14 protein-coding genes and 3 pseudogenes are annotated in these 24918 nt (G+C 47.6%); 7 read left to right on the forward strand and 10 right to left on the reverse strand.

Going from position 1 to position 24918, the window contains the following annotated elements; all coding sequences use genetic code 11:
- Window positions 1–62 precede the first annotated feature (62 nt).
- Window positions 63–1577, forward strand: coding sequence for a glycoside hydrolase family 43 protein (locus ACX9NY_RS17495; protein ID WP_472479331.1), 1515 nt, complete (start codon window positions 63–65; stop codon window positions 1575–1577).
- A 314-nt stretch (window positions 1578–1891) separates the two neighbouring features.
- The gene (locus ACX9NY_RS17500) at window positions 1892–4192 is read left to right on the forward strand and encodes a helix-turn-helix domain-containing protein (RefSeq protein WP_472474048.1); all 2301 of its coding nucleotides are present in this window, start codon (window positions 1892–1894) and stop codon (window positions 4190–4192) included.
- Window positions 4193–4353: 161 nt separating this feature from the next.
- Here ACX9NY_RS17500 and ACX9NY_RS17505 read toward each other — a convergent pair.
- The 8 genes and pseudogenes from ACX9NY_RS17505 to ACX9NY_RS17540 form a co-directional block, all read right to left on the reverse strand.
- Window positions 4354–5400, reverse strand: a pseudogene (locus ACX9NY_RS17505) (glycoside hydrolase family 18 protein).
- A gap of 5 nt (window positions 5401–5405) precedes the next feature.
- On the reverse strand, window positions 5406–8039 hold the full coding sequence (locus ACX9NY_RS17510) for a transglutaminase domain-containing protein (protein ID WP_472474050.1): 2634 nt from the start codon (window positions 8037–8039) through the stop codon (window positions 5406–5408).
- 7 nt (window positions 8040–8046) lie between these two features.
- Window positions 8047–9068, reverse strand: a pseudogene (locus tag ACX9NY_RS17515) (carbohydrate-binding family 9-like protein).
- Between the two features lie 63 nt (window positions 9069–9131).
- Window positions 9132–10418, reverse strand: a pseudogene (locus ACX9NY_RS17520) (alpha-L-fucosidase).
- 112 nt (window positions 10419–10530) lie between these two features.
- Complete coding sequence (locus ACX9NY_RS17525) at window positions 10531–12126, reverse strand: extracellular solute-binding protein (protein ID WP_339240164.1); 1596 nt, start codon at window positions 12124–12126, stop codon at window positions 10531–10533.
- Window positions 12127–12167: 41 nt separating this feature from the next.
- The gene (locus ACX9NY_RS17530; RefSeq protein WP_105600785.1) at window positions 12168–13076 is read right to left on the reverse strand and encodes a carbohydrate ABC transporter permease; all 909 of its coding nucleotides are present in this window, start codon (window positions 13074–13076) and stop codon (window positions 12168–12170) included.
- Window positions 13077–13091: 15 nt separating this feature from the next.
- Window positions 13092–14063, reverse strand: a complete 972-nt coding sequence (locus ACX9NY_RS17535; RefSeq protein WP_339240163.1) for an ABC transporter permease — start codon at window positions 14061–14063, stop codon at window positions 13092–13094.
- 813 nt (window positions 14064–14876) lie between these two features.
- The gene (locus ACX9NY_RS17540; RefSeq protein WP_339240162.1) at window positions 14877–15800 is read right to left on the reverse strand and encodes an S-layer homology domain-containing protein; all 924 of its coding nucleotides are present in this window, start codon (window positions 15798–15800) and stop codon (window positions 14877–14879) included.
- Between the two features lie 361 nt (window positions 15801–16161).
- Here ACX9NY_RS17540 and ACX9NY_RS17545 point away from each other — a divergent pair, with 361 nt between their 5' ends.
- The 3 genes from ACX9NY_RS17545 (at window position 16162) to ACX9NY_RS17555 (ending at window position 20369) form a co-directional block, all read left to right on the forward strand.
- Entirely contained in the window at window positions 16162–17904 is a 1743-nt protein-coding gene (locus ACX9NY_RS17545) for an ABC transporter ATP-binding protein (protein WP_472474053.1), read from the forward strand.
- Window positions 17897–19708: an ABC transporter ATP-binding protein gene (locus ACX9NY_RS17550; RefSeq protein ID WP_472474055.1), complete on the forward strand. Its 1812-nt coding sequence runs from the start codon at window positions 17897–17899 to the stop codon at window positions 19706–19708. The genes ACX9NY_RS17545 and ACX9NY_RS17550 overlap by 8 nt, the downstream gene beginning before the upstream one ends.
- Before the next feature lie 151 nt (window positions 19709–19859).
- Window positions 19860–20369 (forward strand): hypothetical protein, encoded by a 510-nt coding sequence (locus ACX9NY_RS17555; protein WP_472474057.1) that lies wholly within the window; start codon window positions 19860–19862, stop codon window positions 20367–20369.
- Between the two features lie 29 nt (window positions 20370–20398).
- Here ACX9NY_RS17555 and ACX9NY_RS17560 read toward each other — a convergent pair whose 3' ends face one another.
- On the reverse strand, window positions 20399–20830 hold the full coding sequence (locus tag ACX9NY_RS17560) for an Lrp/AsnC family transcriptional regulator (RefSeq protein ID WP_339240158.1): 432 nt from the start codon (window positions 20828–20830) through the stop codon (window positions 20399–20401).
- Window positions 20831–20961: 131 nt separating this feature from the next.
- On the opposite strand from ACX9NY_RS17560, the gene ACX9NY_RS17565 reads away from it, so the two are divergent.
- On the forward strand, window positions 20962–21714 hold the full coding sequence (locus ACX9NY_RS17565; RefSeq protein ID WP_472474059.1) for an MBL fold metallo-hydrolase: 753 nt from the start codon (window positions 20962–20964) through the stop codon (window positions 21712–21714).
- Between the two features lie 563 nt (window positions 21715–22277).
- Here the strand turns inward: ACX9NY_RS17565 and arfA are convergent.
- On the reverse strand, window positions 22278–23783 hold the full coding sequence (gene arfA, locus ACX9NY_RS17570; RefSeq protein ID WP_339240155.1) for an arabinosylfuranosidase ArfA: 1506 nt from the start codon (window positions 23781–23783) through the stop codon (window positions 22278–22280).
- A gap of 182 nt (window positions 23784–23965) precedes the next feature.
- On the opposite strand from arfA, the gene ACX9NY_RS17575 reads away from it, so the two are divergent.
- Window positions 23966–24871, forward strand: a complete 906-nt coding sequence (locus ACX9NY_RS17575; RefSeq protein WP_472479333.1) for an ArsR/SmtB family transcription factor — start codon at window positions 23966–23968, stop codon at window positions 24869–24871.
- Window positions 24872–24918 lie beyond the last annotated feature (47 nt).

The raw sequence follows: 24918 nt of genomic DNA on the forward strand, positions 1-24918 counted from the left end.
AGGATACAGCTCAAACACTAAGGTCCATATTACACTTTCGACATGAATAGGAGCATAACATGATGAAATATACCAATCCGGTAATTCCGGGGTTTTATCCGGATCCAAGTATCTGCCGTGTAGATGAAGACTATTATCTGGTAACCAGCACCTTTGAATATTTCCCTGGCGTGCCCATCTTCCATAGCAAAGACCTTGTGAACTGGCGACAGATCGGCCATGTCCTCACAACAACGGAGCAGCTCCCTTTAGCAAACGCAGGCAGCTCTGGCGGCATTTTTGCCCCAACACTGCGGTACCATGATGGCTGGTTCTATATGACAACAACCAATGTCAGCGGCGGCGGAAATTTTTATGTACGTAGTACCCAACCCGAAGGACCATGGTCTGCTCCGATTTTTGTTGATCAGGGGGGCATCGATCCCTCTTTTCTCTTCGATGAAGATGGACGAGTGTATTTTCAAACTGCTTGCAACGGTGATGAAGGCGAGGGCATCTATCAGTGCGAAATAGACCTTAAGACCGGAACGAGACTGTCAGATAGCCGACTAATCTGGACCGGAACCGGAGGAGCAGCCCCCGAAGCTCCCCACATGTATAAAATAAACGGCCTCTACTATCTGATGATCGCTGAAGGCGGAACCGAGTATGGCCATATGGAGACCATTGCTCGAAGCACAGAGCCATACGGACCATATGATCCATGTCCTCATAATCCGATTCTCTCCAATCGGAGCATGAAATCCAGCATCCACGCAACCGGTCATGCAGACCTTGTCCAGATCCAGGATGGAAGCTGGTGGGCTGTATTTCTTGGCATTCGTCCAGCGGGTTACCCCATGCGGCACCATCTGGGACGCGAAACGTTCCTGGCACCCGTCACTTGGACGGATAACGGTTGGCCGATGATCGGTGTTGACGGACATATCGAGCAGGAGATGACGGGGCCTTTGCTAACTGAGCACCTTTGGTCGGATGAGCCTATCCGGGATGATTTTGACGAAGCATCATTAGGCTTGAACTGGATTTTCTTGCGTAACCCGGCTCCGGGTAGTTGGACTCTCACAGAAAATCCAGGACGGCTCATCTTGCGTGGTCATTCGGTTTCACTTGATGAGGGTAGAAATCCAGCCTTTATTGGGCGTCGATTGAGCCATTTCTTATGTAATATGGCGACCGAGCTATATTATGAGCCGCGTATGAACGGTGAGGAAGCCGGATTAACTGTATTTATGAATCATAAATACCATTATGATTTGGCTGTAACTCGGATTGACGGTCAGAAGAAAATCGTATTGCGGCGAACCGTCGGCTCTATGCGAACCGAACAGGTGCTTGATTGTGACAAAGGGCCAGTTGTATTACAAATCAAGTCTGACCGTAATCACTTTACGTTTCTATATCAGCAGGGTTCATCCGATGCCATTGAAGTGGGTTTAGGAGAAACACATCTGTTATCTACCGAAGTGGCGAGTGGTTTCACAGGTGTGATGATAGCCATGTACGCCTATGCTCCATCAGAGGAGTGTACACCTGCAAGTTTCGATTGGTTTGACTATGAACCGCTGGATGAATAATCGTTTTAACTCCTATATTCAGTAATAGAAAATATAATATATGATCAGCTAAAGTTATCCCCTTAAAGTAGATACTCTTACCAAAGCCTTATGTGGTAGCATAAGGAAATGAGTAAACTTTGAGGGGATTTTGCTATCTGTATATTTTTCTCGAGGATTGCTCTGAAATATATAAAAGAACCATTGCTTTATTAGAGAAGTTCTCCTAGTATTTTTAGAAGGAACACCCCAGCAGCTCCCATTTTGGCAATACCTTCACTGCCCATATGAGAGCGCTATCGCTGCAGCACGAAAGAAAACGGGAGGTTGCAGATATGAAATGGAATCACTTCAAGTCCAAGCTTCTGCTTAAGTACACACTATCCTATATCTCCATCTTCCTTATCCCTCTTGTTATCCTAACCATCATTATTTATCACAATGCTGTGGACACACTCCGTTCAGAGATAGAACAGACCAATGTTAATCAGCTCACTCAAGCCAAAACGGTCATTGATGATCGCATGAAGGAACTACAGGACATCGCGTTTCGCATCGCCTATGATGAGCAGTTAACGCGGTATTGGACCCACCATCCCTACTATAGCCGGGAATCCATTAACGCATTGGTCAAATACAAAGCCACCAGTTCCATTATCGATGAGTTATTCCTGTTTTTCCGCGGAGATGATAACATCTACTCTTCTCAAGGCTCGGAGAATCTGGATGTATTCACGGCCCGCTACAAATTTAATACCTGGAACCAAACGGACATGATCCGGGATTTGAATAACGTCCCGTTCCCCACGATACGACCAGCCGAGCAGGTCGTCCAAGGAACCCGAATCCCCAATTCCATGCTGGCCTACCTTGTACCGATTGCACCTAACAATACGCCCGCCCACGGAACCGTCATGTACCTGATTCACGAGTCCAATCTGACAGGCTTAATTGATTCCATCCTGAGTGATTATCACGGGATGACTTATATTTTCGATAATTACGGGCAAGTACTGGCAGCCAATTACAAAGGAGAAATCATATCCGAACAGGAAGTCAGCGCTCTGTTTTCACTTGAACCCGGTACGCACAGCATCTCCTTAAATCAAGAACCCCATTCGGTTGTATCCGTTAAATCGGATGCGGGTTGGACCTATGTCACCGCTATGCCAAGCAACCAGTTTTTCAGCCGAATTGTCCATATTCGCACCTTTATTATCCTTGTATTCTCGTTTGTGGTGACGATGGGCACGATCCTTGCCATCATGTTGGCCCGAAGACAATACCACCCCATTTCAGACTTAATGGAGTTCATTCGGTTGAAAAATGCTCCTGATACTTCTGCAACCACCAACGAGCTGGAATGGATCAAGAAAACACTGCATGATTATAGTCAGCGTGTAGATCTTCAAGAGCCCTATGCGCGCAATCATATTTTACTCATGTTGTTGAAGCACGGTCACACCGGAGATTTCCCTGCTGAATTTACGGATAAGCTTGGCATACACTTCAACCGATCCCATTATTTTGTCATGACCATGGGCTGGGAGTTGCATGCTTTGCGTATTGGGGATGACCCCGAGCAGCCTACGGTCATGCAGCTGATGAACGATGTGGAGCTGCCGGAGTTGTCTGCATATGCTTACGGTGTGGAGTTGCCACAGGCAGACCAATTGGCCCTTATCGTGGGATTCGATGCCGAAATTGGGCATGAAGCTAGTCTCAATGCCCGTATGGAGCCTATTGTTGAAAAACTGCAATGGATGGTAGCAGAACACACCGGGGTCGCGCCCGCAATCGGGATAGGCAATCGATACACTTATCCGAAACAACTGAATCAGTCCTACATCGAGGCATCGACCGCTCTGGAAGCATCGATGCTGCACGGACAGGGAAGCAGTACATACTTTAACAACCTTTCCGGTTCCGCTGTGCAGAATTCTTCCTTCTGGGTCCCTAAGGATGTGTTATTGAAGCTGGTCCAGAGCTTAAAACAGGGCAGCTATGATGTGGCGGTTCAGATGGTTTCGACCGCGTTGAACAATTTGAAAACTGAAATGCCATCTGTACCGCTACTGCGTTGCATCTGCTTTGATATCCTGAATACCATGCTCAAAACCGCCTCGGAGCTTGGAATCCATCATGTGGTTGATCAACTTCCAAGGATCACGTCCTATGACTCATTGGAGGATCTGGAGAAGAAGCTGACAGGCCTTGCCGCTGAAATCTGCGCTCATGTCGAGGCGAAGAGTGAGACGGAAGAAAGCTCCCTGATGGATGAAATCGTTGCTTATATTGATGCCAATTACTCGGATTATGACCTCAGTCTGGGTACGATCTCATCAAAATTTACAATCTCTTCATCCTATTTCAGTCGTTCTTTCAAAGAAAAGATCGGCATGAATTTCACCCAATATATCTGGCAAAAACGGGTGGATGAGGTCATTCGGCTACTGCTTCATACAACCGACCCGTTAAAGGATATCATCACCCGCGTCGGTTATCTGGACACACCAAACTTCATCCGCAAATTCAAGAAAGAAACAGGTTATACCCCAGGGCAATACCGTAAAATGCACCGTCCCAACGGCTCATCCGATTCCCCGGATGATGATGACGAGGAGTGTATTGGATAAATGGAGATATCACCTCTGTGACGCAGTGCGTGATTCATTAGACCAAAATAATGCAAACAAGGGGCCGTTCCATAAGTCATGCTTTTGACTTATGGAACGGCCCCTTCGTATGTTTTTAGTCCATATACATAATCTGATCCGCCTGATCCGATTTACTTATCCTATTTTCCAGCCGGAAAATAATGAAGTCCTTGATGCAGTGCACCAAGCAAACGGTGGGTCGGATCACAGCCGTACTCCCAGAACATGATGCCGGCCAGACCTTGATCCTTTACGTAATCACATTTGCATTGGATCGATTCTTCATCATCATACGATATGAGACTGGACCCATTGAACAGAAACGGTGCACAGGCTTCCTCATCCCAATAACGGGTATAACCATTCTTGTTGATGTACTTCGCTTCCAGTTCGGCAAAGGATGGGCCGTAGCCGCCTGTGCTGCCAGCCATTTGATGAAGCCCGTGGTTTCGATCAGGAACCTCCGTCCAGATCCGGGAATAAAATGCGGAGCCGATCACAATCTTCTCTCTCGGAACGCCGGCGCGGATGAACAGATTTACGGAAGCATCCGTACTAATTCGAAACAGATCTCCTGTTGACGTGTACAGATTCGTATGGTGTCCGGTCAGAACCTGAAAACCGCCGCGCATATCATAGGTCATCAACTGCACGTAGTCCAGATACTGCTGCACCTCGGCCATCTCTGTACCATCAACGTAGTATTGATCAGCACCTGCCGCAATGGTGAGCAGATAATGACGACCATCCACTGCGCCCTTGGTATCCATCGCCTCCCGAATCGTCTTGAGAAGCAAGGTGAAATTCCGTTTATCATCAGGGCTGGATGCAATACCGGCTTCACCGTAACAAGGATATTCCCAATCCAGATCGATCCCGTCAAAAGGATATTTCCCCAGCACCCTAACCGCCGATGCAGCCATGCTCTCCCTTCCAGACTGGGTTGAGGCGGCTTCGGAAAAACCGCCCGCACTCTATCCCCCTACAGACAACAGCACCGTAAGATTCGGATGATTTCGCTTCATGTTCGCGATCACATGGCCATTTTTTAAATGCTCGGTAGTGATCGTATCATTCTTAACATGTCCGAAGGCTACGTTCAGATGTGTTAACTTCAACAGATCCTCATGTGTCATGTCAGGAAGAGCAGAATCCACGGCATAACCTGCAACAATATATTTCGTCACCCGCTTCACTCCAATCCATTCGATGATTGTGTTATCGCAGCAGCTATCTGCAAGGCTTCTTTCCCAGTACCGATCTTGTACCCGGAAGCCGAGTAACGAATCTGAAGCTGGTTATCCAGCACAAACAGATGTGGGTAGCCTGCTTCGTGAGCTGCAGGTTTCGAAATGAAACCGGACAAGGAAGCATAATTGGAATCCCGTACAAAAACCGTGCATATTGGCAGCTTAGGATAACCAACAGGATCAAAGGAAGCGTTCCATTCCATATCTCCAATTATGAGCACGATGGGGATGCCCAACTTATCCAGCGGCTCTGCCAGCTCGCACAGTTCACGAATCAGATGTTTCGTTGGTTCACGCTCAGGTTCAATCCAGGCAGCTATGGCGCCCTCCGATCCCAGAAGTTCTTCCAGCTCCACCTCTGAACCATTCAGATGGGTCAGTATACTTCCTGGTGCAAGTTTACCCAGTACAGGAATATCAACCTCAATCTCGCGATAAGTTAACACAATCTCAGTTGTATCTCCGGCATTCACGGTAAAGTACACGAAGCGTACGTTTACCGTTCCATCTTTTAGACGAATGCCTGTCGTTAAGCGATAAGCGCCCGGTTCAACCTCATATGGCTCGCTATAGACATCCGTACTGCCATAAGGATATATCAGTGTCTTATATATACCATCTTCCAGACGGGCAAACGAGAAGTTCTCAAAATAAGATGCTGCAGGGGTATCCTGCGTAGATTTTGGATCTCTACAAAGTTGGAGCTTTCCCCAGGTTGTACTTCCCTGAGTTGGAGGTAAGGTGAGACTAAACACCACGTCCTCCCATCCTCTATCGCATAGATACTGTGGTTTCTGAGCGCTCGGATGTAATCGGGCCGGAATACCCAAACTGCGACATACCGCCACAAACAGTATATCCAGCGACTGAGCGTCTCCCTTCATTAGACTAAACGTTCCAATCGGATTCCCTTTGCCTTTTAGATTAGGAAGATCGTCATAGTATTCATATTGTTGTTCCAGCATTCGGACAAGTGTCGAGGGATTCTCCCTGAACGCTGCTGTCTCATCTGCCGAAAATGCATTCTGGAATACACTTCGATAAGGGACCAGCATCTCATAGGAGATCCGCGGACAGAGGATGTATCTCACAAACGTATCTTCCGCCCATGATCCTTGCTGCGAGAGCGCACCAATCAGATGATCGTGCAGCGTCTGGCGAGAGGTATCAATTAAATCTTTTTCATTCATCGACTCCAGCAGACGAAGCGGCCACTCACCGTATACATTGGAGCATTCCTCTATGAAAGCTGCAATTTCACGACTGTTGCCTCGTGCCTTCTGGAGAATATCCCACACCCGCACCTGGGGTAGTCCAACCGAATGAGCCAGTGAGACGGCCTCCTCTTGCCTCAAGAAAGTATCCTCATACTCGCTTCGGGTCTGTGCTCCTTCCTCCAGACGACGATTATGAATCTGAATCTGCTCTTCCGATAACGCAACCGTGTTCTCTCCATCCCCTTCTGGAGGAGGAACCATATCAAAGTCCACGCTCCCTGCCGGCTGCTCTGACGAATCCAGCACAAGCTCTACATGGTCGTTCCCCTGAGCCTTGAATAGGATCTCCCTCCACTTACCCTCACTGACCGCACGAATTAACAGGTCGCCATAGCCTGTCTTTAAGGCCACTTCCCCTTGTGCGTCCGTCCTCACTTCGGCAATCGGATAGAATTCCGCCGCATTATACAGCTCAAAACGGACGCTGGCATCGGGTACGGGTTCTCCCTGCTCATTGTTCACTTTCACATGAATGGTGCGTGTCGGTGCATAATTCTCAAGCGGATTAATTTCCGTAAATCCCTTTTCGGAGAGCGTTATATCCTCCGGTCCGGGATAGTTGGCATATATTCTCGTATTAATGAGCATGGCCCTGCGGGCTGGCGGACTGAACCATCCTTGATTCAGACGGGCTTCCGGCTCGCATGCCCCAATGTAATACCATTGACCATCTGCCCAAGCTTCTACCCAAGCATGATTACTGTCACAGTGAGCCCAGCGAGGTGTATAGACCTGACGGGCAGGAATGCCGATGCTGCGAAGAGCGGCCACCGCCAGCGTGGATTCTTCGCCGCATCGACCACGAGCATTTCGGATCATTGTCAGCGGTGATATCGTACGCAAATCACTGCCAATATAAGTCGCTTTCTCATGACACCAGTAATTGGTCTCCAGAATCGCATCTGCCATGGATAACTTCGCTGTCCGCTCAGCTAATTCGTCATAGATAAAACCGCGAAAATCTTCAATATTCTCCGTATTTATCCGATAAGGCAACACAAAATGAAGGAACAGATGATCCGGAACGCGATCTCCCCAAGGCACACGTATGCGGGTGTCCAAAGCCCGGCGCACATGACTCAAGAACAAGTCCCCGTTATAATCAGCCATGTCGTTTACCGGCATATAGGCATAGACATATTTCAACGCCCATGTCTCTTCTTCCGTTAGCTCCTGCTGAAAAATATCAAACAACTCCGATTTGCGGGCCTCTGCAAACTGCACCTTCTCTTGGAACTTCTCCTCGATCCTCGCCAAAGACTGTGCATCAAGGGAAAATATCAAGGTTTGACTGGTCATTATGTTCTCACTCCTTCCACAGCTTTCCGTCTTCCCGAATACAGATTAAGGCCGTGCCGTTCGAAGAAGGCGCAGTAATCTGAAACAGGCTGCGCGTCGTTTCAATTACAGGCTCACAACTCCACGAATCCTCACCCATAAGCAACTTCATATCTTGGGTAAATTCGCCATGGGTTTCATAATAATTGCGTTCACGGTAATAGAGCTTGCGAAGCTCCCATTTGATTCGTTCATCTTCCGGCAACGCAAACGACTCATCCGTTCCGTCATCCGAGAATACAACATACCCCCATAACTCCGGGTAGTGCATGTTAATAATGCCCATAGGTGACCACACCCAGTTGTCCTCCGGAAAGGTCTGCCTGTCTCCGGATTCAGCACCTTACGGTACTCACCGCCCTGTACCTCGGTCTGCCACTCCACACGTGAGAAGTTGACACGCCAGAACTCACCTGGTGCAGGTGGACGGTTTCCTTCGGCACATTCCTTTAGACTGGTCCAGGGAATCGCGACTTCCACACTCCATTTCCGGTTATCCGCCCCAGGATTGTTCAGTTCTCCATCGATATATACGGCCGTCTTGAGACCGCTGATATCCCAACCGTTAACCGGTGGCCCACCATCCCGATAAGGCTTCACCAATAACAGATCCCATACCGTATTGAGCGCATTGATCTCGAACTCATAATATTGATGGGAATCCCCGTCAGGATCGATAAAAATCTCGAAGTCATTATCATAGAAAATAACGGAATCACGCTCAGTCAAGGTAGCCCATATCTGATCTTCCATCAGCTCGGCAGCAAAGTAGAAATAGTCGTCATCCCACAGCATCTTTACCCGAGTCTGTTTCTCTGGCTTCGGACGAAGATCACCTTCGATATCAACGAAATCATCCGTCCAAGGGGCCGCCTCCCAAAATGCCTTATCCACACGGCCGTCTAACACCAACGGTTCTTGCGCACGCTTGCATATATAATGTTTGGGAGCATACTCAATCCTGGGCTCTGGCACTCCACTTCTGTTCATGTCACTCTCTCCAATTCGTAAGGGAGGGCATGCATCTATCGGCACACGCCCTCCCCGTAATGGTTAGTTATGGGTGACAACGGCTCCAGCGCCGCCGTACATTTCCAGCTCCTCATCGAATTCAAGCTTAAGAACGGTCACCTGTTCATGTGTGTCCTCCGGGGTCATTTTAATCCACGTTGTTCCCGGGATATTGAACCATGGCACGCCTCCATGAATCTCATGATGAAGCTCTTTGCCCGAATGCAGCACGGTAATCTTTTGGATCGGATTGCAGAGACCTTTGATGCACACATTCTCTTTTGGATCATCATACACAAACAGATACAACGTCTTTCGATCCCCGGATACCGTGCTGCCCCCCAGATAATAGCGGGACATAATGCCTTCACCCGTTCCGAAGACAGCCTCCTCATGGGTTCGGATCCAAGCTCCCAGCCCAAGCAGAATATATTCCTGCCTCTGATCGATGGTGCCATCTTCACGCGGACCTATATCCAGCAACATATTACCGCCCATGGATATACAATCACAGAACATCCGAATGATCTGATTCAGGGATTTATATTTATGATCAGTTGGTACATATCCCCAGGATGTGTTGATCGTGGTGCAGAATTCCCAAGGTCCCTCCGGTCTTGTAATCGGAATGCCCTGCTCAGGCGTTTTGTAATCCCCATACCCTTGAAGGCGGGAGTTGATGATGATATCCGGGTTGAAGGAGTGCAGGTAATGCTTGAACTCCGGCAGATTCCACTGCTGTGCACTCCGTTCCCAATCCCCATCAAACCATAGCAGATCCACCCTTCCGTAATTCGTTAATATCTCCCCTAGTTGATGGTTATTGAATTGCAGGAACTTCTGCCACTTTTCCTGATCCTGAACGCCGTCCACCGGACTTGAATACGGGTTGACATCGCTGAGATCGTCCGGCACCTTTTCCCCTTCATACACGCTAGGATAATCCGGGTGTGACCAATCAATGAGCGAGTAATACATCCCCAGATGAATCCCTTTCTCACGGATCGCTTCCGCATACTCCCTCACGATGTCCCTATTCGCCGGTGTCTGTTTGACGACGTTCAGGTCACTATATTACGTATCCCATAATGCAACGCCATCATGATGCTTCGTTGTCAGTACCGCATACCGGGCTCCAGACTTCTCAATCAGGTCCGCCCACTTCTCTGCGTTGAATGCCGAAGCCGTAAACCCATTCAGTTGCTTCATATATTCATCGTAGGACATCCTGCCGTTATAGAAGGACCAAGACTCCGCAACCCCGTCTACCGCATAGATGCCGTAGTGGATGAATATCCCCAGCTTGGCTTCTTCAAACCATTTTTGCATATCTGTTCACACCTCCCCCGAGCATTGTGATATACGAAAAATATGAAAATCACTGAAGCTTGCGGTTATCTTTCTTCCTCCCTGGGAAATATGTTGGATCGACAGACTTTTTTTATTGCCCGGAATTCCAGCGGTCGTATGCTCCCTGATACAGTTCGATGATACGGTCACTGCCCATTTTCTTCATCTGTGCAATGTACTTATCCCAGTTCTCAAGGGGTTCCTGACCCGTCACAAACTTTGCTTCCATCTGCTTGACGTACGTATCCAGGTCAGACAATAGAGCGGTTGCTTCGCTTTGCTCTTCATTTGTCAGATAAACGTTAGGAAATGGTGCTTTACCAATAGGTACCAACTTCTCTTGATTCTGCTGGTCAATCCACTCATCAAATTCGGTGCGAAGACCCTTCGCTACTTCGGGATCATTAATGCCCGGTGTCAAGATACCGAAGTTCGGCGTGATCTTACCCCGATATTCTTCACGATCTCCACCCCCAGGAACGGGGAGCCACTCTTTTACGTGATTTTCCTTGTCTTTGAATTGCCATAACACACCTTCCGGACCTTGATTGAACAGAGTCGCACCTTCATAGCTGTACAAGTAATCAATCCATCTCATCGTCGCCTCAGGTGACGGGTTGCTGCTCGTAATCGCAAAGGTACCGCGAGCCGACATACCTGGGTGCTTGCCGTATACCGGAGAGTCTGCCACTTCGCTCTTCACGGGTGTCATCAGCGGATGATCCGTGCTTGGCTCACCACCGAGCGTGAAGTATGGATGGTAATCGTTGAACAGTGCAAGTTTGTTGCTTACACCTTTTGCTTTTTTCTGATCGCCTGTTTGAGAGAAGGTCTCATGATCCAGCAAATCTTCTTTCCACAAGCGATTCATGAATGTCAGATACCCTTTATAGCCTTCTTCTTGATAAGGGTAGTGAACTTTTCCGTCCTTATCGGAATAGATACCTTCGTTGTACATCCCCCAGAAGCCGAAGAAAAACATGCGAAGATCATCCAGTTTTACAGAAGTTAGCGGAATCTCATCTTGCTGGCCATTGCCATTAGGGTCTTCTTCTTTGACACGCTTGAGATACGTATACAATTCTTCCGTGGTCTTAGGCTCTTCTACGTTAAGTGCCTTTAGGAACTCCCCGTTGTACCACATTGGGCCTCTATACCACACAGCGGCTTTATCAATGAATGGGAGTGCATACATATGCCCATCAGGTGTTGTAAATGATTTGCGGACATCCGGGTTCTCATCGAGAATCTTTTTGATATTCGGGGCGTAACCTTCGTCAATGTATTTCTCCAACGGGATCAGGATGCCTTGGCTGCCATATGTCACCTGCTCGGCTGGCTTGAGGTCCGCAGCATAGAACATATCCGGCAAGTCCCCACTGGCAAATACCAGATTTTTTTTCGTTTCAAAGCTGTCGATCGGTGATAGCTGGTATTCCAGCTTGATGCCCGACAATTTCTCCATCTCTTGCAGCACAGGCATTGTGCTCCAGTCGGCTACACCCGCATCCTGGGACATGACCTTCAGCGTTAGTGTTTTGTCTACAATGGGGAAACCTTCTTTTTTGACCCCCTCAATTGTGGAGGTCGCACTTCCTTCTTCATTGGTTGAACCACAGGCTGCAAGCAATGTTGCGAATAAGGTGAGACAGAGTGTAATGGATGAAGCCTTGCGAAGCTTTTTCATGACAACAACTCCCCTTGTTTAATGTGGTATATGGATTAAGATCAGCCCTTAACGGAACCGATCATAACACCCTGGACAAAGTAACGCTGAAGGAATGGATACACTGCAATGACAGGAAGGGTCGCAACAATAATGACAGCATATTTAACCAGTGCAGCAATCTCCGCTTTGGTATTCATCGCCGTTGCTGAAGAGGTATCAATGGCTCCTCCCCCTTGAGCTGCCATTTCCTGAAGCACGAGAATCTGCCGTAGAAAGAGCTGCAACGGATACTTGGAAGAATCATTCAGATAGATCATGGCGCTGAAATAGCTGTTCCAGTGTCCGACTCCATAAAAGAGTGCCATCACTGCAATGATTGGCATGGAGAGCGGAAGCACAATCTTGATGAACAACCGGGTGTTGGTACACCCATCAATATGCGCCGCTTCCTGCAACTCCTTGGGAATCGTCGATTGGAAGAACGTACGACATACGATAATATTCCAGATGGATGCAGCTCCAGGCAGAATAAGTGCCCACATGCTGTTCACCATACCAAGATCCTTGACTAGCAGGTAACTTGGGACAAGCCCTCCGCCGAAGAACATCGTTACCATAAACATCGCCATGAAGAATCCGCGCCCCACAAAATCCGAGCGGCTGAGCGCATAGGCTGCTGGTAACGTGACAATCAGGTTGACGATGGTACCTACGACAGTGTAGATAATTGTATTTTTGTACCCGATCCAGATGTTGGTGTTCTCAAACACTCGGGCATAGCCCTCAAATGTAATTCCTTTCGGAAGTAACCACATCTCCCCGGAGCTTACGTATTTGGGATCACTAATTGAGGCACTGATAATGTATAGTAGCGGATACAACACAATCACGAGTGCTACCGTTAGATAGATGTAATTGCACACTAAGAACACCTTATCGCTTCTGCTTTCTTTCACTGCGGATGACATGTGTATTCCCTCCTTTTACCACAGGCTGTTTTCACTGGTACGACGTGCGATCTGATTCACGGTAATGAGCAGAATCGCATTAACTACGGAGTTGAACAATCCCACCGCCGTGGAGAAACTGTACTGTGCATCCACCAGACCCGACCGATAGACGAAGGTGGAGATGACATCGGACGAGCCCATGTTCAGCGGATTTTGCAACAGCAGGATTTTCTCAAATCCGACGCCCAAAATACTACCCATATTTAGAATTAACAAGATGGTGATCGTAGGGATGATGGCTGGTATGTTAATATGTAAAATCCGTTTAAACCGGCTCGCACCATCCACCACAGCCGCTTCATGCAGTTGCGGGTCTACGCCAGATAGGGCGGCGAGGTATATGATCGTGCCCCAGCCTGCGCTTTGCCAGACTCCGGACAGTACGTACACTGTTTTAAACCACGCAGGGTCCGTCAGGAATTGAGGTGCCTGAAATCCAAGGGCTTCCACCAAATTGACAATCATGCCTGATGAGGGAGACAAAAAGGTAATGATCATGCCCGACATCACAACGACCGAAATAAAATGCGGTGCATACGTGACGGTCTGCACAGTACGCTTGAAGAAGGAATCCTTCACTTCATTGAACGCTAACGCCAGAATGATTGGCAGTGGAAAACCTATAGCCAACTCATATAAGCTGATGCTAAGTGTATTCCATAGCAAATCCCAGAAATAATAAGAATTGAAGAAACGGATGAAATGATCGAATCCGACCCATGGGCTTCCCGTGACACCAAGCGTTGGAATAAAATTTTTGAATGCAATTTGTATGCCGTACATCGGACCATAATGGAATATCAGAAAGTATAGAAAGGCTGGCGCGATAAACAGATACAACTCCCAGTTTCGAATCATCCTTCTCCCTAATTTATTTTTCTTACTGCTCGGATTGGTGTATACCGATAGGTTTTGCGACAAGGTGGACTTCCCATCTGGTTGCATCAGTTGTTTCCTCCTTTTTTGGTAACGCTTACATACCGAGTTTATGGTCCATTTCCCCATCCGTAAATATGCCATTTCAACCTTTCCATATAAAATCACCGAATATACTGTTACAACAGGGGTTTACACTTATGTTGCCAGCTTGTCATTGTCATTATGGGGAAGTAAAACATGTAGAATTTGACCGGTTTCCCTCCTTAAGTGTCATTTAGGATTCCGTCACATGAACCTGGAAAGATGTCAGATCTTAAATGAGGTTAGAAAACAGGCATTAAAGTCAAAACCCACATATACGATCAGACACCGTGTTCATGTTTACAAGCATCATGCTGAATGTGGAGGTTTACAGATGTTACCGATGCGAAACAATGTAATATTACCTATCATACATCTATCGCATTTTACAAGCCCGTCATTGCTTGCTTTTATTCTATATTTCTCCTGTCTCTTTCGTATATATGTTGTTTTTATCTTTGCCTGCAGGATACAAAAACGCTTATAAACATTGAGTTTTCGAAGTTATATGTGTAGATTTTGCACAAGGTTTGCACGCTTATACCCATAGATATTTGGGAAAATACTATTTAAAAATCACCGATTTCATAACATGAATTGGCCTTATAACCCAAGCAGTTATCCATTCAATCGATTTAAATGTAATTTTATTTTTCTTTAAATGTAATATAAGTGAACATATAAGAACTTTTTTACGTTTGAAGTCAAATAAAAAAACCACTCTCCATATACGTATGGAGAGTGGTTTCCAGGATACAATTCGTTTATCCAGGATAGTTTATAGGGTTTGAAGTGAATTTACTTGCCTGAAGGTTGAGCTTCTGCCGTATATCCTGTTGGGATATCCGTTTCTGCAGTCACATTCGTGATAACCATCGGATACATCATGTCCGGGTCAGGTTGAATAATGGAATAGAGCACGATCGCGCGTCCATCCTTCTCCAGTTTCACATCATCAATCTTCAATCCATAACCAGGGTGTGGCATTTCAGCACTGAGTTTAACTTTGGTTGTTTTGTCATCAACCTTCGTTGTAGTCACTTCAGGTACGATCGCTTGTTGGCCTTCACCTGGATTGGTTGGAGCCGGCTCTGCTGAGCCGCCATTGCCGTGTTTATCCACGAATTCGAGTGCATTGAAGATCATGCTTGCAGCCTCCATACGGGTAAGCGACTGATCTGGACGGAAATTACCGTCCTTATCCAGTTCAATGATGTTCATGTTCAGCAAGTTCTGGACCGCAGATATGGCGTCCTTACCGATTTTATTTTCGTCCTTAACAAGATTATACTTCATGATGACCGGATAATTCCCGGTTGTGTTAATACCTTCATGAAGCAAAATAACAAATTGCTCGCGTGTCATTTTGCCCTGCGGGTTTACTTCTACCGGAATAGACAATCCATTTTGGGTAGCGGCCTGTACAGCATCCGCATACCATGTGTCCGGACTAATTTTATTCTGAGCGGCAGACGCCGCGTATGCATTTTTCAGACCAAATGCATTCACAATCAGTTGAACACCCTGTGGCTCGGACAATGCAAGATCTGGACGGAACAGATCCGCTGTTACTCCGTTAATCACACCTTTTGTTTTCAATGAATCCACAATCGACTTCTGACCCTCATCTTTCACATCTGAGAAAGCAAATACGGATGCACCTCCTGCTGTCAAAGAAACGCAGAGTGCAAGCGTTGCAGCCAATCCTTTTTTATGTTTCATTTCCTGGCACCTCCATATGATTAGTAAAGCCTATTTTTTACCTCTTCATTCCTACAGACGGGGTACCTCTAGAAAATGTTTCAGTAATTTCGACATCTGGTGAATACAACACGGGAACACTGCATAGAACTTTTCTCCGCAGTCACTAATCCGATCCACCTGCCTGCTGCTAACTGACTTCGTTGACATCCCATCGGATTAGCGCAAAAATAAGAATAGAGAAATCCATCGGATGACGGATAAACAGCGAACCGGATCGCATACAGTAAGAGGGCACGACGCGCTAATAACAGGTGTCGGCCCTTTTCTTGACTCCACCCGCTGAACTGACTTCACCTATAACAAAAGGAGAACAATGCTTATGTCCAAGAAAGGATTACTTCGCGGTTATGTCGTATCGAACTGGCCTATCTATCTGTTTGCTGTTCTTCTGATTATTGCCTCCAATGTCGGGCAAGCATCCCTGCCCCGCATACTCGGCAGTTTCACGGATCAATTGATGCAGAACACACTCCAGATGCAGACAATCGTAAGGTACAGCCTGTCCCTTCTAGCTATTGCCATCGGCTATAATCTACTGTTCGGTACCGGACAGTTCATGATTATGAAGCTTGGTCGACGCTTCGAATTCATGACGCGTGAGCGTATATTCAGTAAGTTTTCCGAACTTAGCGAACATTATTTCTCCAAACAAGGGAACGGAAAACTGCTCAGTTATGTCATGAACGATGTTACTTCCGTACGTGAAGCAATATCCAATGGCGTGACACTCATGACCAATGCCACCTTCCTGCTGTTGTCCTGCATTGTGATGATGCTGCTTAGCGGGATTCCGTTGACACTCATTCTAATCAGCGTTGTACCTTTGCTGGCGATTCCATTTTTGGTCGTATTTTTCGGTCCGCGGATTCGCAAGCGCTCTCGTGAAGTACAGGAAGCCCTTGCAACCATGACGGAATCTGCAGAAGAACAGCTGGGCGGCATTCGCGTAACCAAGACGTTTGCCATCGAAGACAGTGCTCGTGCACGTTTTGGAACTACCGTCGATGCAATTAAGAGCAAACAGCTTCGTCTTGTTCGTCTGTCTTCCTTGTTTCAAGCCTTGCTCCCGCTGCTAGGAGCCATCTCATTGGTTGTTTCTCTGCTTGTCGGAGGTATGATGACCATGCAGAATTCCATTACACTCGGGAGTTTTGTCGCCCTAACCTTATATCTGCGAATTATTATGGGACCGCTTCAACAGATCGGTAATGTCATTAATACCGTTCAGCGCTCAGGCGCATCCCTGGAGCGGGTGAATGACCTGCTCAGCGAAGTAGCGGATGTGCGTGAACCTCCCGAAGCCACAGCGCTCCATACCGTACAAGATATCACCATGGAGAATCTAACCTTCTCCTATCCTGGCAGTTCATCCCCTGCTCTCAAACATATTCAACTCCATATTCGTGCCGGGCGAACGGTGGGTATTGTAGGCAAGACCGGCTCAGGTAAAAGCACCCTCGTTAAGCTGTTGCTGCGTACATATGAACCACCTGAAGGAACGATTCGCATCAATGGTACCGATATTCGGCAGCTATCGCTGGAAAGTCTGAGATCGCGCATCGCCTATGTCCCTCAGGATGGCTTCCTGTTTAGCACCACCATCCGGGATAACATCGCATTCAGCGACCGGGAAGTATCGCTGGATACAGTGGAACATAGTGCACGGCAAGCCATGATCTATGAGAATATTGTCCGTTTTCCTGATCGCTTCGATACACGTCTTGGCGAACGCGGACTCACCCTGTCTGGTGGACAACGTCAGCGAACCAGCCTTGCAAGAGGACTGATCAAGCAAGCACAGTTACTTATTCTGGATGACAGCATGAGCGCGGTTGATGCCGTTACAGAGAGCGGTATTCTGCGCAGTTTGCGCGAGATCGGCAAGGGCAAGACCACATTGATCATCTCTCATCGCATCAGCGCGGTCCGTCACGCGGACGATATCATCGTTCTGGATGAAGGGCGAGTCGCTGAGCAGGGAACACATGCGCAGTTGATGGCTGCCAAGGGGTTATATGCGGCCACCTACCGTTTGCAGGAGGAGGGATTACATCATGTCTAACGCTGAACTTCGACCAGATGCAGAAGAAGATCAGAGTAAACGAACTTCGTTCAAAGCGATGATGGCATACGCCAAACCGCATAAATGGGCTTTTGCCGGCATATTCTTCTGCTCACTGCTTGGCATATCGGCAGATCTACTGCAACCCTATCTGGTGAAGATCGCCATCGATGATCATCTGGCCATCGACCAGACCAGTGTGGGCTTTCTCGTTCAGCTCGCAGCCATCTTTCTCGGGCTGGCTGTTATTAGTTTTATTTTTACCTATGTGCAGAATAATCTGTTGCAGCATGTGGGACAGAACATTGTATCCCGGATTCGAAAGGACCTGTTCAAACATATCTCCAAGATGTCCATGTCTTTCTTTGACCGTTTTCATATCGGCAGTCTAGTCACGAACGTATCCAGTGATACGGAAACCATCAGCAGCTTTTTCACCCAAGTCCTGCTCAGTCTGATTCGAGATGGTATGATGCTGGTGCTCATTATCGTCTTTATGTTCCAACTTGACCCTGTGCTCGCGGGTTACTCCCTGATTGTCCTGCCTGTCATTGCAGTGGTTGCGGTATTATTCCGTAGTCGACTGCGGAAGGCTTATCAGAATGCCCGTACGCGTCTTTCCCGTTTAATCGCATTTACAGCGGAGAACCTGTCCGGCATGTTCCTGATTCAGGCTTTTCACCAGGAAGAAGAACAGAAGAAACGTTTCTCGGAACAAAATGCGCTCCATCTGAAAGCCAACATTGCTCAAGCCCGCTCCAATGTCATATTCAACCGGACCTTTGATATCCTTGGCAATGCGGCACTGGTCATGATGGTCTGGCTTGGAGGTCGCGCCGTTCTGGGTGAGTCCCTGCAAGTCGGGGTATTATATGCGTTTATCAGTTATATTCGGCAGTTCTTCCAACCAATCAACCAGATTACGATGCAGTGGAATACATTCCAGTCCACCACCGTATCCATGGATCGCATCTGGAACATTCTGAATACGCGGCCTGAAGTTGCCGATCCTGAGCCTAAGCAGGCCTCTTCGCTGGAACCTAGGAACGTGATGGGCCAGATTGATTTTAATGATGTGTCGTTTGGTTATCAGGCAGATCGGCCCCTGATCCAGCATATGAACCTGCACCTCTATCCAGGTGAAATGGTAGGGATCGTGGGCACAACCGGCGCTGGCAAAAGCACCCTGATCTCCCTGCTCAATCGCTTTTATGATGTAGACAAGGGCAGTATCGAAATTGATGGTACCGATATTCGGCAGTTGCCGCAGGCCAAACTTCATCGGATCGTGGGTTTGATTCAACAGGAACCATTCCTCTTCTCCGGTTCCATCATTGATAATGTGAGAATGTTTCGTGAGGATATTACGCGAGAGCAAGCGATTGAAGCCTGCCGTTTTGTCGGAGCACATGCCATGATTTCACGTTTGTCACAAGGATATGATACACATCTGTCCGAACGCGGAAGCGGGCTTTCCGCCGGGGAACGGCAGTTGATATCGTTTGCCCGGATCGTTGTGTTCCAGCCCCGAGTGCTCATCCTGGATGAGGCAACGGCCAATCTGGATTCACACACGGAACAGCTCGTGCAGCAGGCTCTGGAATCGGTATCCCAAGGACGCACCACCATTGTCATTGCCCATCGTCTGTCCACAGTGATGCATGCGGACCGAATTCTGGTGATGGAGAATGGCGAGATTGTGGAGGAAGGCTCGCATCAAGAGCTGATTGAGGCTCAAGGCGTGTATGCCGATCTGTACACACATGCGCGTGATGCAGGTAAAAATTCAGCGATATCAGGGTAATGGACCTGAGTTAAGTTCGTGTTAAACTATAGATCGGGCTAATGAATTCATCTGAGCCTGTGTTATAGCCAATAACGTTGAACATGCCGCTCTGCTCATGCAGGCGGCACGTTTGGCATATCGATCAGCATTGTTATGAGGAGGAACATCTATGCAGCAATCTGGAATACCCAAGCATGATCATCAGCAGATATATTACCGACGCAGCACTGCTCTATGGAAAGCAAGTCTATGCTTCCTTTTCCTTCTCTTGTGTGTGAGCCTATTATGGATCATCGTGGACGGACAAGCCGAAAGACTGGAGACAATATACTATTCCATCGCTGCCGTGCTGGGCATGTGGTTGATCGGACCGCTATTCTTCATGTTCGTGTCACGACTAACCAGAAGCCCTGCCGTGTTGTTATCCTGGGATGATGATGCGTTGAACACGGGCAAGCGGAAGATTCCATGGAGCCGGATTCGCAAAGTCGAACTTGCCTCACCTGCCCGCAGCAAGTGGCTCCTGTCTGCTTCTCCCATGATCGTTCTGTTCCTGAAGGACGGCACCCGGTCTCATATTCAGACCGATCATCTGCTCAGCAAAAAAGAGCTGAACCAAGCGGTGACTTTGCTTCAGGAGACTTTGCATGATCAGCAGCAAGATCATGGACTATCGTGAGGGATGAGACAAGCCTCCCACACCACACATCACTGTGATTTCTCCACACCTATGGACAGGCTGACTCTGTAATTGCCGTAAGGCAGCAACGCTTCCAACAGTTGTCCAAGTTGCTCTGTGGTGCTGGTCTGCACCCGCATCAGATAACAGCCCTCTCCGCTGACGCGATGGACTTCAACGATGTCCTTACGATCAGCAATGAATGTACGAAAGGCAGCATGTCTGTCACCGGAGTTCAAGAAAACCGTGACAAAGGCCTGTAGGCCGAGGCCAAGGCGTTCCGGGTTCCATTTTACCGTGTACCCTTCGATTACACCCAGGTCTTGCAGCTTGCGCACTCTTGCACCGACGGCCTGTCCCGTGAGATGAACCTCTTCACCGATCTCTTTGTGAGAACGTTTGGCATCCTGAATCAGGATCTGCAAAATACGGATATCTGTGTCATCTATCATTTCATTCATCTTGCTTCAGCAATCCTTTCACGGTGAAATTAGCTTAGCCTAATTCCATTCATCATGTTATGTACGCCGTTAAACGGGTTGTATACCATATAGGGTAATACTATTCAACAACCCGAAGGAGTGCAAATATCATGAAAATTCAATTGATTCGCAATGCAACACTGTGGCTGGAATACGGAGGGCTGAACATTCTCGTTGATCCCATGCTGATGGACGCCGAAGTCATGCCCGCATTCCCCAATACACCCAATGAGTTACGTAATCCAAGAGTAGCTCTGCCTGAAACCGAAACGGATTATCTGAATCCAGATCTGTTGATTGTGACACATACCCATCCCGATCATTGGGATGAAGCAGCAGCGAAACAACTTGGTAAAGACATTCCTCTAATCTGCCAGCCTGGGGATGAGCATGTATTTTTGGGTGCCGGTTTCACAAATGTAACAGCTGTCGAAGAAAAACATGAGCATCACTCTGTCCGATTCGCCCGCACATCCGGGCATCATGGCACAGGTGAAATCGGAGAACGTATGGGCAACGTGTCCGGTTTCGTACTTGAAGCAGATGGAGAACACGTCACCTATATCGCTGGGGATACCATCTGGTGCGAAGAACCTGCTGAAGCCATTCGTCAATACACACCTGAAGTCATTATCGTGAATGCCGGAGGCGCACGCTTCCTGGAGGGTGATCCCATTACAATGGACGGGCCTGACGTTGTAGCCGTGAAGCGCCATGCGCCGTCTGCTCATGTCATCGCTGTGCACATGGATGCGATTAATCATTGTATGACGTCTCGTACGGATCTTGCCACTTATCTGACATCCGAGCAGTTGGATGGTCAGGTACTCATTCCGCGTGATGGCGAAAGTTTTGAGTTTTAAGTTTTAAGGTTGGAGGTTGAAGTGCACGCTACGCTGAAGAGAAATAACCTTTCAAACGGGCGGGTGATTGTAACGAACTCAGCACACGCTATTCGTCTGTTTTCGGCTAATCTAATATTCTAACGAATCCTTTACACGTTATTCGCTATCTGGATGTGCTTTTCCCGAGATTTGCCCGTCATTTTACTATGATAAGGTGTCTCAGATTCGTTAAATTTCAACTATAAAGATAATCGACATAATAAGGTGTCCCAGGTTCGTTAGCACGTACGCAGATGACTGTGTACATGCAGTGTGTAATACGTACTATTTACTCCGTACTGTGTACTGTTTACTACATGTTCAACACACGTGTTACATCGATACCCTGCTTGCTACGCGTCAGCCACATTATTGCCCGTGTCGCCATGCCTTCTGTTCCGCTATAAAATACGACGAAAAAGCTGGATGCATTGAACTTGCACCCAGCTTTTTTGATACATGAACCAAGCTAACCCGCAGGCATCCCTCTCGGACATCCAACGTGCAATCAGGTTCCCGTGCCTCACCTTTTACCTGATCCCTTATTGCACTTTCAAACGGATCACGTTCCATGACGCTTTCGCCAAGCTCGCTGTAATCAGGGTCTCGGATACCACTGCACCCCCGCGATTATGAGGAGCAACGCGGTTTGGTTGTGCGGCTGTATTCGATGCTTTGAGGTCATCGCTTTCCAGCACGATATGCTCGATCAAGCTGCATTTCCCGAAACTGCGCAGATCCACTTCGAGCGGAAGCGCTTCTTCCAGATGACGGTTGACTGCGAATACAGTCACTTCACCCTGTTCTTCGTTATGAACTGCAATGCCCTCGAGATAAGGAACATCTGTGATTTGTTTGGTATCGTATTTCGGAGATTGGATCAATGGCACCAATGCTGTTCCACGTCCGAACAAGGATGTATGCATGAATGGATAGAAGATCGTCTGTCTCCACGAACCACCGCCCGTCTCTGTCATGATCGGCGCAATAACGTTAACGAGTTGTGCCAGACATGCCATTTTGACCCGATCCGCATGTTTGAGCATACTGATCAACATACAACCAACGAGCAGTGCATCCTCATGGTTGTAGATATCCTCCAGCTGTGGCGGAGCAATCTGCCACGGATCCATTTTGGAGTCACTTTCATGGGAGTGATACCATACATTCCACTCGTCAAAGGACAGATACATGGTCTTTTTGCTGCGTTTCTTCGCTTTAATATAATCACAGGTTGCCTTCACGGTATCGATAAAACGATCCATTTCAAGTGAGCGTGCCAGGAACGTTGGCGTATCCTGCTCCTGATTACCATAGTACTGATGCAGGGACAGATACTCCACATGATCATACGTATGATCCAGCACGGTTGCTTCCCAATCCGGGAATGAAGGCATATTCAGATTCGAACTTCCGCAGGCTACCAGTTCAATGGTCGGGTCCGTCCACTTCATGACTTTTGCCGCTTCAACAGCTGCACGTCCATACTCTTCTGCCGTTTTGTGACCGATCTGCCAAGGACCATCCATCTCGTTGCCCAGACACCATGTTTTGATCGCATGCGGTTGCTTGTATCCATGCTTGATGCGAAGATCACTATAATACGAACCTTCCGGATGGTTGCTGTACTCTACAATATTGCGGGCTGCATCGGCGCCACGTGTTCCCAGATTAACGGCCATCATGACTTCGGAATTGGCCTGTTTCGCCCAGTCCACGAATTCGTTGAAGCCAAATTCATTGGTCTCAATTGTTCTCCAAGCCAGTTCCAGTCTGCGTTTGCGTTCTGACACAGGTCCAACCGAATCTTCCCAATTGTAACCGGATACAAAATTACCTCCTGGATAACGTACAATCGGTACGTGCAGCTCTTTGACCATCTCCAGCACATCCGTGCGAAAACCCTGTTCGTTCGCAGATGGATGTCCAGGCTCATATATTCCACCATACACGGCACGTCCAAGATGCTCAATGAATGAACCGTATAAACGCTTATCAACTACTCCAATAGTAAAATCTTTGTCTACCGTCATTTTTGCTTTTTCCATAATGAATTTCAACTCCCTAAGATTAATATAAAAATTAATTGATATTCTATGGATCAACGTTCATATTTATATTAAAATCGATTATAGCCTCAATTTCAACCTGAATTTTGCAAAATGTTATTCTTTTTACTGAATTTATGTTTAACTTAATTCTATAAAGACATAATGGAGGAACAACTGTGATCCGAGCAAATACCGATGCCGAATGGCTACCCCTATATGAAGCACTTGCCAGTGAAGTACGTTTACAGATTATCCGCCTTGTTGCCGAGACACCCATGAATGTGAAAGACCTCGCTGCTTCATTGGGTCTGAGTAGTGCCATCGTGACCATGCATGTCCGCAAACTTCAGGATGTGGGCATTATTCAGTCCAAAATGATACGCAAAGACGGTGGCACGCATAAAATGAACAGCCTTGCTGTAGACTGGATTGGTATCTCCATGCCGCAGGAAAGCGGCACAGCCCGCAAGCTGCACGAGGTTTCTGTACCTGTGGGACACTACACCCACTTTGACGTCTATCCAACATGCGGGCTGGCAACGTCCACTCAGGTGATTGGCCAGTACGATGACCCTCGCTATTTCCTCGACCCCGAGCGAATGCATGCCCATATTCTGTGGTTTGGCCGTGGATTTGTGGAATACAAAATTCCAAACTATATTTTATCCGGACAGCAGATCAACGCCATTGAACTGTCCCTGGAGATCGGATCAGAAGCCCCATCCGTTAATCCTAATTGGCCCTCGGATGTTACTTTTATGCTCAATGGCATCCGATTGGGTGAATGGACAAGCCCTGGAGATTCAGGCAACGGACGCGGCATGTTTACCCCTGAATGGTGGAGCGACAGTGTCAATCAATATGGCATGCTCAAGGTACTGCGAATCACCAATGAGGGTACATTTATTGATGGACAACACCTATCCGCAATTACACTTTCAGATATCCCTGTCGAACGCAACCAGTGGACCCTTCGTCTATCTGTAGAGGAAGATGCCCAGCATGTAGGCGGACTCACATTGTATGGTGAGGGATTTGGCAACTACAATCAGGACATCCTGTTCCGCCTGTACTATCAGGATTGAACTGTTCGGTTCAATAGATAACACAAAAACACCTCCCACTCGCCCGT

Source organism: Paenibacillus sp. CB74 (assembly GCF_055687625.1).

What these genes read in the sequence shown, in the direction of transcription:
- ACX9NY_RS17495 (WP_472479331.1), top strand. Translation starts at nt 63, where the DNA reads ATGAAATATACCAATCCGGTAATTCCGGGGTTTTATCCGGATCCAAGT.
- ACX9NY_RS17500 (WP_472474048.1), top strand. Translation starts at nt 1,892, where the DNA reads ATGAAATGGAATCACTTCAAGTCCAAGCTTCTGCTTAAGTACACACTA.
- ACX9NY_RS17510 (WP_472474050.1), bottom strand. Translation starts at nt 8,039, where the DNA reads ATGACCAGTCAAACCTTGATATTTTCCCTTGATGCACAGTCTTTGGCG.
- ACX9NY_RS17525 (WP_339240164.1), bottom strand. Translation starts at nt 12,126, where the DNA reads ATGAAAAAGCTTCGCAAGGCTTCATCCATTACACTCTGTCTCACCTTA.
- ACX9NY_RS17530 (WP_105600785.1), bottom strand. Translation starts at nt 13,076, where the DNA reads ATGTCATCCGCAGTGAAAGAAAGCAGAAGCGATAAGGTGTTCTTAGTG.
- ACX9NY_RS17535 (WP_339240163.1), bottom strand. Translation starts at nt 14,063, where the DNA reads ATGCAACCAGATGGGAAGTCCACCTTGTCGCAAAACCTATCGGTATAC.
- ACX9NY_RS17540 (WP_339240162.1), bottom strand. Translation starts at nt 15,800, where the DNA reads ATGAAACATAAAAAAGGATTGGCTGCAACGCTTGCACTCTGCGTTTCT.
- ACX9NY_RS17545 (WP_472474053.1), top strand. Translation starts at nt 16,162, where the DNA reads ATGTCCAAGAAAGGATTACTTCGCGGTTATGTCGTATCGAACTGGCCT.
- ACX9NY_RS17550 (WP_472474055.1), top strand. Translation starts at nt 17,897, where the DNA reads ATGTCTAACGCTGAACTTCGACCAGATGCAGAAGAAGATCAGAGTAAA.
- ACX9NY_RS17555 (WP_472474057.1), top strand. Translation starts at nt 19,860, where the DNA reads ATGCAGCAATCTGGAATACCCAAGCATGATCATCAGCAGATATATTAC.
- ACX9NY_RS17560 (WP_339240158.1), bottom strand. Translation starts at nt 20,830, where the DNA reads ATGAATGAAATGATAGATGACACAGATATCCGTATTTTGCAGATCCTG.
- ACX9NY_RS17565 (WP_472474059.1), top strand. Translation starts at nt 20,962, where the DNA reads ATGAAAATTCAATTGATTCGCAATGCAACACTGTGGCTGGAATACGGA.
- arfA (WP_339240155.1), bottom strand. Translation starts at nt 23,783, where the DNA reads ATGGAAAAAGCAAAAATGACGGTAGACAAAGATTTTACTATTGGAGTA.